Annotated in this window: 11 protein-coding genes; 8 read left to right on the top strand and 3 right to left on the bottom strand. The window is 71.3% G+C overall.

Annotated features, from left to right (window positions below; all coding sequences use genetic code 11):
* The first annotated feature begins 17 nt into the window (after positions 1–17).
* The 8 genes from citG to ACFSOX_RS06745 all read left to right on the top strand — a co-directional run bounded on the left by citG (position 18) and on the right by ACFSOX_RS06745 (position 8452).
* Entirely contained in the window at positions 18–968 is a 951-nt protein-coding gene (gene citG / locus ACFSOX_RS06780; RefSeq protein WP_378477038.1) for a triphosphoribosyl-dephospho-CoA synthase CitG, read from the top strand.
* A 64-nt stretch (positions 969–1032) separates the two neighbouring features.
* Positions 1033–1617, top strand: a complete 585-nt coding sequence (locus ACFSOX_RS06775) for an RBBP9/YdeN family alpha/beta hydrolase (protein WP_378477037.1) — start codon at positions 1033–1035, stop codon at positions 1615–1617.
* 230 nt (positions 1618–1847) lie between these two features.
* The gene (locus tag ACFSOX_RS06770; RefSeq protein WP_378477036.1) at positions 1848–2921 is read left to right on the top strand and encodes a hypothetical protein; all 1074 of its coding nucleotides are present in this window, start codon (positions 1848–1850) and stop codon (positions 2919–2921) included.
* 17 nt (positions 2922–2938) lie between these two features.
* Positions 2939–4060: an AAA family ATPase gene (locus ACFSOX_RS06765; RefSeq protein ID WP_378477035.1), complete on the top strand. Its 1122-nt coding sequence runs from the start codon at positions 2939–2941 to the stop codon at positions 4058–4060.
* A gap of 38 nt (positions 4061–4098) precedes the next feature.
* A complete protein-coding gene (locus ACFSOX_RS06760; RefSeq protein WP_378477034.1) occupies positions 4099–5457 on the top strand; it encodes a vWA domain-containing protein in 1359 nt (452 codons plus the stop codon).
* A 148-nt stretch (positions 5458–5605) separates the two neighbouring features.
* Entirely contained in the window at positions 5606–5944 is a 339-nt protein-coding gene (locus tag ACFSOX_RS06755) for a hypothetical protein (RefSeq protein ID WP_378477033.1), read from the top strand.
* Positions 5945–6211: 267 nt separating this feature from the next.
* The gene (locus tag ACFSOX_RS06750) at positions 6212–7174 is read left to right on the top strand and encodes a Bug family tripartite tricarboxylate transporter substrate binding protein (protein WP_378477032.1); all 963 of its coding nucleotides are present in this window, start codon (positions 6212–6214) and stop codon (positions 7172–7174) included.
* Between the two features lie 216 nt (positions 7175–7390).
* Positions 7391–8452 carry a LacI family DNA-binding transcriptional regulator gene (locus ACFSOX_RS06745; RefSeq protein ID WP_378477031.1) on the top strand — a complete coding sequence of 354 codons (1062 nt, stop codon included), beginning with the start codon at positions 7391–7393 and terminating at the stop codon, positions 8450–8452.
* A gap of 45 nt (positions 8453–8497) precedes the next feature.
* On the opposite strand, the gene ACFSOX_RS06740 is transcribed toward ACFSOX_RS06745, so the two are convergent.
* The 3 genes from ACFSOX_RS06740 to ACFSOX_RS06730 all read right to left on the bottom strand — a co-directional run bounded on the left by ACFSOX_RS06740 (position 8498) and on the right by ACFSOX_RS06730 (position 12523).
* On the bottom strand, positions 8498–9466 hold the full coding sequence (locus ACFSOX_RS06740; protein WP_378477030.1) for a Bug family tripartite tricarboxylate transporter substrate binding protein: 969 nt from the start codon (positions 9464–9466) through the stop codon (positions 8498–8500).
* A gap of 71 nt (positions 9467–9537) precedes the next feature.
* Positions 9538–10968, bottom strand: a complete 1431-nt coding sequence (locus ACFSOX_RS06735; RefSeq protein ID WP_378477029.1) for a dihydrolipoamide acetyltransferase family protein — start codon at positions 10966–10968, stop codon at positions 9538–9540.
* A 103-nt stretch (positions 10969–11071) separates the two neighbouring features.
* The gene (locus ACFSOX_RS06730; RefSeq protein WP_378477028.1) at positions 11072–12523 is read right to left on the bottom strand and encodes an NAD-dependent succinate-semialdehyde dehydrogenase; all 1452 of its coding nucleotides are present in this window, start codon (positions 12521–12523) and stop codon (positions 11072–11074) included.
* Positions 12524–12546 lie beyond the last annotated feature (23 nt).

The following is a 12546-nucleotide window of genomic DNA, read 5'->3' as shown; positions in this document are numbered from 1 at the left end:
GCGGGCATGAGCGGAGTGTGGGGCCTCGTCCGGAGACTGCAGGTCGGCCCGTTCGTCTCCGGGGGCGAGCCGACGTCGCTCGGCTCGCCGGCACGCTCGCCGATCTCGTCGTCGAGGCGCTGCTGCGCGAGGTGTGGCTGACGCCGAAGCCCGGTCTGGTCGATCGCCGCAACACCGGCTCGCATCGCGACATGGACGTCGCGACCTTCGAGCGATCGGCGGCGGCGCTGCGCCCCGGCTTCGCGGACTTCGTCATGCTCGGCGCCGAATGCGCCGCCGTGCCGGCCGATGCCGTGCTGGCGCTGGCACGCCCCGCCGGGCTCGCCTGCGAGCGCGCGATGTTTCGCGCCACCGGCGGCGTCAACACCCACAAGGGCAGCATCTTTGCGTTCGGGCTGCTGCTCACGGCGGTCGGCCGGCTGTGGGTCGCCGGCGCACCTTCGGCAGGACCGTCCATCGATGCCGACGCGGTCTGCGACGAGGTCGCCCGGATCGCCACGGGCATCGTCGCCCGCGAGCTGCGGCGGCCCGGCGAGCCGCGCACCGCCGGCGAGCGGCTGTTTCAGGCGCACGGCCTGACCGGGGCACGCGGCGAGGCGGAATCGGGCTTCGCGACGGTGCGGCACGGCGCCCTGCCGGCGCTCCAGCGCGCGCTCGCTGCCGGCCATGACGCGGACACGGCGCTCGCCGCCGCCTTCCTGCATCTTCTCGCCCGCAACGCCGACACCAACCTGGCGGCCCGCGGCGGCATCGCGGGATTGCGCTTCGCCCGCGCCGAGGCGGCGCGTGTCGAACGGGCCGGCGGCGTCGAAGCGCCCGGTTTCGTCGCCCGCATGGAGGCGCTGGACGACGCCTTCATCGCGAAGAATCTCAGTCCGGGCGGCAGCGCCGACCTGCTCGCCGTCACCTGGACGCTGCACCGGCTCCCCCGTCTTCTGCGCAGCGGCCCGGCGTCGCGGTCGTATTGAAGCAGTCGTCCGGCCCGCCTATTGTCCGGGCGGGCGTCCGCCCGACGGATCAAGGCCTTCGGAGATGATCGCGTTCCTCTCGGGAGGCACCCGGGACATTCTCGTGCAGGCCGCGAGTCGCCTCGATCTCGTGCTCGTGCCGGGATTCAAGGATTCGGGTCCGGATCATTGGCAGAGCCTCTGGCAGGACGGCCTTCCGATCTTCCAGCGCATCGCCCAGAAGCGGTGGGACGACCCCGACATCGAGCTGTGGATCGCCGCGATCCTGCGCCTGCTCGGCGAGCGCCGGCGCCCGGCCGTGCTGATCGGCCACTCGCTCGGCGCGTTGGCGGCGGCCTGCGTCGCCGGTGACCGCCATCCGCAGGTCGCCGGCCTCATGCTGGTCGCCCCGGCCGAGCCGAGCCGCTTCGAGGCGGAGGAGCGCGTGCCCGACGGGCCGCTCGGTGTGCCGGCCCTGGTGGTGGTCAGCCACAACGATCCGGTGATGCGCTTCTCCCGCGCCGAGCACTGGATCCGGACCTGGAGCGCCGTGCCGGCCGATCTCGGCGAGGCCGGGCACATCAACGCCGAAGCCGGCTTCGGCCCATGGCCGCACGGGCTCGACCTGCTCGCCGCCCTCACCGGCATGGTGCGCTTTTCGCCCGGGTGACGGCCGGTGCGACGACGCGCGGTTCGGCACGGCTCCGGAGGCTCGCATTTCGGCCACGGCGTGATCCGACGATCGGCCGGCCGCGTATCCGCCCCGGGCCGTCGCGCGTTCCGCGCAGGGGGCGGCGGAGGGCGGATCGGGACGATGTCGCCCGCGACGAGGTCGGTCGGAGCGATACCGGTCGGCACGATGCCGGTCGGGACGATGCCGGTCGGGACGATGGTGCGCGCATGACACCGATGACCCATCACGAGATCCTGCGCCTCGTCGCGCCGTTCACGCGGCGCGGCCTGCGGCTCGACCCGGCGGCGAGCGATCGCCAGAGGCGCCGCCTGGTGTTCGCGCCGCACCCCCCGGCGGCCGACCCGCACTCGACCGATGCGGGCGAGCCCGTCGCAGGCGATGCCGTGGCGGACAGGGCCGACGGTGTCGCGCCGTTCGCGAACGTCGCCGCCGGCCGCATCACCGTCGTGCTCGACGCGCCCGCGCCGGAGGCCGGCGAGGCGGCGCCGTGGCGTCTCACCCGGGTGCTCGACGATCCGGCCGGCGTCACGGCGCGGCTGGAAGCCGAGGGCCGCGATCTCGACGCGCTGCTCGACCGGCTCGCCGCGGTTGCGCCGGAACGCCACATTCGCACCGGACCCGGCTGGGTGATCGCGACGAGCTGGCGCCTCGATTCGTCCGGTGGCGGGTCGGACGCGCTGGTGCTCACCGGTGGCGTCGCCCGGCTCGGTGACGTGGTCTTGACGCTGAAGATGCCGGCGCTGCGCCGCTATCTCGCCGACCTCGAGATCACCACCGTCGACGGCAGCCGGCTCGATCTCACCGAGGATCTGCTCGCCGTGCTCGGCACCGACTGGTCGACGCTGCGACGCTACGGCACGAAATGGGTCGGCACGCTGAAGCCGCACGGTCGCGAGCCGGGACGGAGCCGTGCCGCCGAGGCGGCACTGACGACGAGCGCCGACCATCTCGCCCGCACGCTCGCCGAGCCGCCCAGTCGCTTCCATGCGCGGCTCTATCGCGCCCGCTGGGGCGTGGTGCTGCGCCGCGCCGTGCCGCTGCTCGTCAGCCTCGTCCTGCTGGTCGGCTCGCTGTTCGTCTCGAAGCTCGACCTCGATCAGAACTCCGGCCTGTGGGTGGTCATGTTCCACGCCCCGCCCTTGATGCTCGTCGTCTTCTTCTGCTTGCGCGAGATCCCGCGCATCGAGATTCCGCCGCTCCCGCGCATCTCCGCGACGGCGACATGGCGGCCGACGGACGTCCCCGGCGCGCCGGCCGCGTCCGACATGTCGCGCGGCTGAGCGGGCGGTTCGGTGCGATGCACGGAAATCCGATGAACCTCCCGCCGGTCTCGATCGCCGCCGCCAAGGCGGCGCTGACCGAGCAGTATGCCGATCCGGTGCTGCGGCGGCGCGCCTCGATGCTGTGGGGCACGCGCGGCGTCGGCAAGTCGTCGATCGTCCGCCAGGTCGCGGCGCATTTCGGCGTGCCGCTGGTCGACCTGCGGCTCACGACGATCGAGCCGGTCGACATCCGCGGCGCGATCTTCGCCGACGACACGCTCGAGAAGACCGTGTGGTTCCCGCCCGAGTTCCTGCCCGGCGCCGACCAGCCGGACGGCATCCTGTTCCTCGACGAGCTGACCGCGGCCGACCAGCGGCTCCAGATCTCGGCCTACTCGCTGATCCTCGACCGTCGCGTCGGCAACTACCGCCTGCCGGACGGCTGGCTCGTCGTCGCCGCCGGCAATGCGAGCTTCCACGGGGCGGTGAGCCACGACATGGGCACGGCGCTCGCCGACCGCATGTTCCATTTCAACATCCAGACCGCCATCGACGCCTTCCTGGCCTATGCGATCGAGCACCGTTTCGCCCCCGAGGTGATGGCCTATCTCAAGGTCCGTCCCGACAAGCTCGACGACACCCAGGCGCAGCTCGCCGCCGACCATCTGGTCGGCGCCAGCCCACGCGGCTGGGAGGACATCTCCAACGTGCTGAAGTCCGGCCTCTCCGAGGCGGGCCGGCGGCTGTTCGTGCAGGGGCGCATCGGCGCCGCCAACGCGGCCGAGTTCTTCGGTGTGCTGCGCGAGATTTCGGCCGGCGCCGACGTCGTCCGCCTGCTCGCCGCCGCGCCGGGCGCCGAGACGGCGGCGCTGCTGCCGAAGACGCTCGACGGGCTCTACGGGCTGATCTACGGCCTCTTGGCCGCAGCGACCGATGTCGTCGCGATGGGCCGCGCGGTTGCCATCGTCGAGCAGCTTCCCGACATCCGCGGGTCGGTGCCGCTGCCGATCCGCGAGGCGCAGACGCTCGCCATGGAGCTCTTGATGCAGAAGGCGCTCGCCGACGGCACCGAGGGCGCGATCCTGGCGAGCGAGGCCTACCGCCGTTACGACGCGCGGCGCGAGGACGAGCGGCGCCGCGACGGCACGGGCCGATGACGGCGGACCCGAAGGGCGCGGCCCCGACCGATACCTCTGTGTCCGGGGCGCCGGCCCTCTACGCGCATCGCGGCACCCGCGCGATCCAGCGCATGGTGGAGTTCGCGCCGTCGACCGGTGGTCTCGCGCTGTGGGTCCGGCATCACGACCTGCCGCCCGACAGCCCGGCGCCCGTCGTCCACACCGATGGTGATGCGGTTTTCTACGGCGCCGCCTTCGCGAGCCTGCCGCTCGCCCGGCAGACCGGGCTGGTCGCCCACGAGGTGCTGCACATCGCGCTCCGCCATCCGCAGCGTTTCGTCGATCTGCAGCGACTCGTCGGCGACGTCGATCTCGAGCTGTTCACGATCTGCGCCGACGCGATCGTCAACAGCACGCTCGATCATCTCGCCTGGCTGGAGCTGCCGCCCGGCGCCGTGACGCTCGATCGTCTGCTCGACCGTGCGCTCGGCGAGAAGCTCGATGTCGAGGCGGCACTGCTCGCCTGGGACGTCGAGCGGCTCTACCGGGCGATCGACGATCGGCGGCGGCCCGACCCGGAGGCACAGGCGCGCTCCAAGCGACGCGGCGATCGCGGCAGGGCGGCGCGCACCGGCGGATCGGGCGGGCGACCGGCTCCGGGCGACCCGGTGTCGCAGTTCGGCGCCCGCGAGGACGGCCCGTGCGCCGCCGCGGCCCGCGTGCTCGGCCGCGACGGGCTCGCCGATCTGCGGCCCGACCCGGCAGCCCTCGGCGCGCCCGAGGCGGAGGCCGAGGCCATGCGACAGTGGAGCGAGCGCCTCGTGCGAGGCCACGCCGGCGACGGCGCCTTCTCGATGCTGCGCGCCCTGATCGCCGATCTGCCGCGCTCCCACACGCCGTGGGAGCAGGTTCTGCGCACCCGTCTGGCGCGAGGGCTGGCGAGAAAGCCGGATCTCTCGTGGTCGCGGCCGTCGCGCTCCTATCTCGCCAACCAGAGCCGCGCCGGTGGGCGCCGAATGCCGTGGGAGCCGGGCACCACGACGGCCCGGCGGGTGCCGCGCCTCGCCGTCGTGGTCGACGTCTCCGGCTCGATCGACGACGCCCTGATGGGACGCTTCGCCGACGAGATCGACGCCATATCCCGCCGCCAGGAGGCCGGCCTCGTCTTGATCATCGGCGACGACCGGGTCCGCCAAGTCGCGCATCGCGAGCCCGGCCGCTCGGATCTCCGCGACGTCGTCTTCGAGGGCGCCGGCGGCACCGACTTCACGCCGCTCCTGGAGGAGGCCGACCGGCACGCGCCCGACATCATCGTGGTGCTGACCGATCTCGACGGCCCGGCCCGCATGCGGCCGCGCGCCCCGGTGATCTGGGCGGTGCCCCCCGCCCATGCCGGTGCTCCGGCGCCGTTCGGCGCGGTGCTGGCGCTGCGCTGACCCGCGGGCCGGCCGCACTCCACCTGCAGACCTGGATGGTCCGCCCACTTCTTGCCCGGCGCGATCCCGCCAAGCGGCACGTCCGGCTCGCCACGCGGCCGGACCGGGCCGGCGAGTTCACCTTCGCCCGGGGCCCTGGTGGTGACGCGTGGGCTCGGCCTTGAAGTGGGCGGCGGTGCCGAAGACGCACTGGCCCGACGCGCACTGGCCCGACGACGGCGAAGCGCTCGCGCGCATGCGGGAGCAGAGGGATCCGGTGTTCGGCGACCGTCCTCAGGATCTGGTGTTCATCGACACGCGCGGCACCCTCAACCGGGCCCGCATCGCGACGACGCTCGACCGCGGCCTGGTCGAGATCGAGGCCTGGTCGAGACCGAGGCGTTCCAACCGGACGCGTGGGCGAGCCTCGACGATTCGTTTTCCGCCTGGGGAACCCGCAAGGCGGCCCGTCTCCCCCACGACACCGTCGGCGCCGCGATACGATTAATCGGGAGCTAATCACCGTCCGGCGGGACCGCTGGATCGAGCTCGCATCCGTCGCCACTCTTGTCAGCGCGCGCCGAACGTCCTTACATGCCGAGTGGGGCGAACGTCGCATGCGCGCAGATTCGATCGTCGATCGAGTCGAGATGGGAGGTGTGCGGACGTGAGATCGACCGGTGTCATCCTCGTGTCGACGAACCTCGCGGGTCGGCGATCCGTAACCTCGGCGACCCGATCCGAGGCGTCTCCGTCCGGCAGCCGACGGGCCGCGATGATCGGTGTCGCCGTGGCGCTGACGTGGCCGCTGGTCGGAGCCGACGACGGCGAGGCCGTGGAGGCCTGGCCGACGCGGCCCATCACCCTGATCGTGCCGTATCCGACCGGCGGCGCCAACGACATGCTGGGGCGCCTGATCGGCCAGAAGCTCGCCGACCGACTGAAGCAGCAGATCATCGTCGACAACCGGCCCGGGGCCGGAACGCTGATCGGCGCGAGCCAGGCGGCTCGCGCCGTGCCGAACGGCTACACGCTGTTCCTCGGCGGCTTCGCCTCCAATGCCGTGACGCCGCTGCTGGTCAAGACCGACTTCCATCCGGTCGACGACTTCGCCCCGATCGGGCTGATCGGCACGGCGCCCGTGGTCGCGATCACGCACGACGGCTCGCCCTACCGGACGCTGACGGATCTGATCGAGGCGGCCAGGGCCAATCCCGGCCGCCTGACCTACGGCTCGTCCGGCAACGGCTCGCCGCTGCACATGGCCGGCGTCAGCTTCTGCCTGAAGAACAAGCTCGACATGGTCCATGTTCCCTACAAGGGCGGCAGCGCGCACATTCTCGATCTGATGGCCGGGCGGCTCGACGTCATCTTCGATTCGACCACCAATGCCACGCCGCTGATCACCGGCGGCAAGGTGCGCCCCATCGCCATCTCGGCGAAGCGACGCAATCCCGATTTCCCCGACGTTCCGACCTTCGCCGAGCTCGGCGTCGCCGATCTCGACGTCAACGGATGGTACGCGCTGTTCGCGCCGCGCCGGACGCCCACGTCGATCCTCGCGACGCTCAGCGACGCGCTGCAGGAGGCTCTCGCGGCGCCCGACGTGATCGAGCGGCTGCGCAGCGTCGGCGTGACGCCGGGCACCGGCACGCGCCGCGAGCTCGCCGACTACACGGCGCGCGAGCATGCCAAGTATCGCAATCTGGTCCGCGACGGCCGCATCAAGGCCGACTGACCGGCGCCGCGGTTCGGTGGCGTCGCGTTCCAAGTCGGTCCGTTCCAAATCGGGGCGCTCCAAGTCGGGGCGTTCAATCTCGGTCCGGTCCGCAGCGCGCCGGGCCGATGTCGCGGCGCCCTCCGTAATGCAAAGGATTGCATTGCGTCGCCTCGACCGTGCAAATACTATCTTCGCCACTCCCCGTCACGACGACGGGGCCACGGCGAACCGGACATGCGCAGCCGTCCGACCATGAGCGACATCGCCCGGATCGTCGGCGTCCACGTGTCGACGGTGTCGCGCGCGCTCGACCCCAAGACCTGTCATCTCATTTCTCCGGACGTCGTCGCCAAGATCGGCGAGGTCGCGCAGAAGCTCGGCTTCCGCCCGAACGCGGCCGGCGCCTCGCTGCGCACCAACCGCTCTCGGACGATCGGCATCGTCGTGCCGGACATCACCGACCCGGTGTTCCCGCCGATGATCCGCGGCGTCGAGGACGTGCTCAGCGAGCGCGGCTACGCCGTCGTGCTCGCCAACACGGACGGCGACGAAGGGCGCGAATCCGAGATCGTCTCCTCGATGCTGGCCCGTTCCGTCGACGGGCTCGCGCTCGCGAGCAGCCGTTTCGAGGACAAGCTCATTCCGCGCATCGGCGACGTGCCGGTCGTCACGGTGTTCCGCGAGACGAAGAAGCCGGTCGCGCCCTGCGTGATCTTCGACGAGCGCGCGGGCATTCGCCATGCGTTGACGCATCTCGTCTCGCTCGGGCACCGACGCATCGCCAACATCGCAGGGCCGCGCACGATCTCGACCGGCTACACGCGCTGGGAGGCGTTCGAGGCGACCCGGCGGGAGCTCAGGCTGCCGCTCGACAAGCGGCTGATGGTATTCGCCGACGGATTCAACGAGCAGGAGGGCGCGCGGTGCGCCGAGGCGCTGCTCGCCCGCACCAGCGACTTCACGGCGATCCTGTGCGCCAACGATCGTCTCGCCGTCGGCGTGATCGACGTGCTGCGTCGCTACGGCCTGCGCTGCCCCGAGGACGTCTCGGTCACCGGCTTCAACGACATGCCCTATGCGGACCGCTTCGTGCCGGCGCTGACGACCGTGCGAGTCCAGCAGTACAAGGCGGGCCGGGAGGCGGCGCGCTTGCTGATCGAGGCGATCGAGGGCGGCGCGGCGCGGCGGACGCGTCCGCTTCGGATCGTACTTCCGGTCGAATTGGTCGTCCGCGCCTCGACCGGCGTGGCGGCCGTGAAAGGAAAAACGCGCCGCGGGATCGCCGCGGCGCGTTGAGGGCAGGGGCGGGCGGCCGGAGGGCCGATCACTCGACACACGTGATCACTTCGCTGCGACGCCGGCCTCCTGCAGCAGCTTCGCGTAGAGCTCGACCTCGCGCTTGACCTGGGCGTCGAGTGCTTCGGGCGAGGTCGGTGCCGGCACGGCGCCCTGCTGCTTCAGCTTCTCGACCACGTCCGGCATCTTCAGGACGGTCGCCATGTCGCGGCTCACCTTGGCGATGACGTCCTTCGGCGTGCCGGCCGGCGCCAGCACGGCGAACCACGAGTCGTAGTCGTAGGACGGCACCGTCTCCTTGACGGTCGGGATGTCCGGCATCTGATCGCTGCGGGTGCCGGAGTTGATGGCGATCGCTCGCACCTTGTTGCCCGCGGTGAGCTCCTGGGCGAGCGGGATCGGCGTGAAGTAGAGCTGCGAATCGCCGCGGATCACCGCCGTGGTCGCCTCCGGCGTGCCCTTGTAGGGGACGTGCTGGACGTCGATCTTGGCGGCCTGCTTGAGCACCTCGGCCGAGAGGAACGTGGTCGAGGCGAGACCGGCGGAGGAGAAGTTCAGCTTGCCGGGCTTCTCCTTGGCGAGCGCGATGAACTCCGCGAGGTTCTTCACCGGAAGATCGGGTGGCACCACGGCGACCATCGGGACCGAGGCGATCTTGGTCACGCCGGCGAAGTCGGCCACCGGATCGAAGGAGATGTTCTTGTTGATCGTCTTCGCGATGGTGTGGCCGTTCGACGTGAGCATCAGCGTGTAGCCGTCGGCCTGGCCCTTGGCGACGCTCGTCGTGCCCGGCAGGCCGGGGCGGTTCTCGACGATGACCTGCTGCTTCCAGATCTCGGCGAGCTTGTCGGTCATGATGCGGGCGAGCGTGTCGGTGACGCTGCCGGCCGAGAACGGCACGACGATACGCACCATCTGGCTCGGCCAGTTGCCCGATGATCCCTGCGCCAGGACCGGGGCCGCGAGAGCGAGCAGCGCCGCGCCGGCGAGGGCCGCCGTCTTGTAGAATCTCATAGCCGTTCCTCCAGTTTGTTCGTTCGAAAGTCCCGCCGCTTTCGTGCGGCGGTGACGGGGGCGTCCGGACGTTACATCAGGAGCCCCGTGGGATGCTCGATCGCGTGCCTGAACGCGGCGAGAAGTCGCGCACCGAGCGCGCCGTCGACGACGCGATGGTCGCAGGAGAGGGTCACCGTCATGCGGGTCTCGAAGCGCATGCCGCCGCTCTCGGCCTCGACCGGCCGGCGCTCGGCGGCGCCGACGGCGAGCAGCGTCGACTGCGGCGGGTTGATGATGCCGGCGAACTCCCTCACGCCGTACATGCCGAGATTGGACACCGTGCCGACCCCGCCCTGGTACTCGCCCGGCTTCAGCTTCCTGGCGCGGGCGCGGGCGATCAGATCCTTCGTCTCGGCCGCGACGACGCTCATCGCCTTGCCGGCCGCGTCGTGCAGCACCGGCGTGATCAGGCCCTGGCCGTCGTCGAGCGCGACCGCGATGCCGATGTCGACACGCTCGAATCGCAGGATGCGGTCGTCCGCCCATACGGCGTTGGCGGCCGGCACGGCGACGAGGGCACGGGCCAGCGCCCGGACGACGAGGTCGTTGACCGAGAGATGCCAGGCCGGCTTGCCGTCGCCGTCGTGCGGGGCCGAGGCGTTCGCCTCCTGGCGCAGCGCGAGCAGGCGATCGAGCGTCACGTCGCACGAGAGATAGAAGTGCGGCACCGTCTGCTTGGCCTCGACGAGGCGCGCCGCGATGGTCTTGCGCATGCCGTCGGCCGGTGCCTCGACGTAGCGGCCCGCCTCGTAGAGCGCCTTGACGCGCTCGGCGCTCGGTCCGGTCGCGAGCGCGGTGCCGGCATTCGCGGCGCCGGCGTCGACGGCGGCCTGCACGTCGCGCGCGACGATGCGACCGTAGGGGCCCGTCGCCGTGATCCGCGACACGTCGATTCCGGCCTCGGCGGCGAGACGGCGGGCGAGCGGCGTGATAGTGCGGCCACCGGCGAGCCGTGCCGGGCCGAAGTTCTTCTCGGGCATGCGAACCGCATGGAACGGATCGAGCGGGCCGTTGCGCAGGCTCGACGTGACGAGCCCACTCGCGTGAGCCGGGGCCGCCGGCGGAGCTGATTTGGTCTGGGTAGGCGCCTGCGTGGGGGCAGGGGCGGAGGCTGGCGCGGTGTCGGCGGGCGGCGCGCCGGTCTCGGTGGCCGCGCCGGTCTTGGCGGCCGCGCCGGTCGCGGGCGCCGCGGCGGTGCCGTCACCGGACAGGATCGCGACGACCGCGCCGACCGGCGCGGCCTGGCCGGCCGGCACGCGGATCTCGGCCAGCACGCCGCCCGTGATCGCCGGCACCTCCATCGACACTTTGTCGGTCTCGATCTCGAACAGATTGTCGCCGGGCGCCACCGTGTCGCCCGGCTGCTTGAACCAGGTGGTGATCTTGCCTTCGGCGACCGTCTCGCCGAGCTGCGGCATCAGGATGTCCATCGTGTATCCCCGCACTCTCACGGTCGTCATGCCCGCGCGCGTCGCGGGCGTCCACGATCTATCGGTTCGACGCTGCTCGGCGTGGATGGCCGGGCGAGCCCGACCATGACGACGAGAGAGCATCTGCTCGGCATCACCAGTTCACGGAGACGTATTGCGTCTCCAGAAACTCCATCAGCCCCTCGTGCGCGCCTTCGCGGCCGAGGCCGGACTGCTTCATGCCGCCGAACGGCGCCGCCGGATCCGACATCAGGCCGCGGTTCAAGCCGATCATTCCGAAGTCGAGCTTCTCGGAGACCCGCAGCCCGCGGCTCAGATCCTTGGTGTAGAGATAGGCGGCGAGCCCGTATTCGGTGGCGTTCGCCTCACGGATCGCCTCGTCCTCGGTCCTGAAGGTCTTGATCGCAGCGACCGGCCCGAAGATCTCTTCGCGCAGCAGCTTGGCGTCGTCGGAGACATGCGTCAGCACGGTGGCCGGATAGAAGAAGCCCTTCCCGTCCGGCCGCGTGCCGCCGACCGTCACCTTGGCGCCCTTGGCGACGGCGTCGTCGACCAGCTCCTGCACCTTGTCACGAGTGTCGGCGTTGACCAGTGGACCGAGTGCGACGCTCTCGTCGAGGCCGTTGCCCATCTTCAGCGCGGCCATGCGGGCCGTGAGCTTCTCGGCGAAGGCGTCGTGGACGGCCTCGTGCACATAGAAGCGGTTCGCCGCCGTGCAGGCCTCGCCCTGGTTGCGCATCTTCGCGATCATGGCGCCGTCGACGGCGGCGTCGATGTCGGCGTCCTCGAACACCAGGAAGGGCGCGTTGCCGCCGAGCTCCATGGCGGGGCGCACCACGTTGTCGGCCGCCTCGCGCAGCAGCTTCACGCCGACCTCGGTCGAGCCCGTGAAGGAGACCACGCGCACCCGCATGTCGTGCAGCATCGCCGAGACGACGGCCCCGGAGCGGCGTGACGGTACGACGTTGACGACGCCGTCCGGCACGCCGGCCTCCTTCAGGAGCGGCATCAGGGCCAGCATGGTGAGCGGCGTCTCGGAGGCGGGCTTGAGCACCACGGTGCAGCCGGCGGCGAGCGCCGGCGCGATCTTTCGAGTCGCCATCGCGGCCGGATAGTTCCACGGAGTCACGAGACACGCGACGCCGGCCGGCCGGTGCTGCACCATGATGCGGGCGCCGGAGGAGGGTGCGTTGTAGAGCTGGCCGAGATTGCGCACGCCCTCCTCGGCGAACCAGCGGAAGAACTCGGCCGCGTAGGCGACCTCGCCGCGCGAGTCCGGCATCGCCTTGCCGTTCTCGAGCGTGATCAGCTTGGCGAAGCGCTCGCTCTCCCGGGTGAACAGCTCGAACGCCTTGCGCAGGATTTCGCCGCGCTCGCGAGGCTTCTTCGCCGCCCACTCGGCGCCGGCCGCCGCGGCCGCGTCGACGGCTGCCTTGGCGTCCTCGACGGTGCCGCTCGCAACCGACGTGATCACGTTCTCGGTCGCCGGGTCGATCACGTCGAAGCGCGATCCGTCCGAGGCCTTCTTCCAGGCGCCGCCGATCCACAGGTCGGTCGGAACCCCGGCGATCAGATTGTCGTACATGTCTCGTCCTCGAATTCTTCCGG

Source organism: Rhodoplanes azumiensis (assembly GCF_042682915.1).
GTDB lineage: Bacteria > Pseudomonadota > Alphaproteobacteria > Rhizobiales > Xanthobacteraceae > Rhodoplanes > Rhodoplanes azumiensis.
Note: the sequence above shows the minus strand (reverse complement) of the source record. Positions and strands in the feature narration are given on the sequence as shown.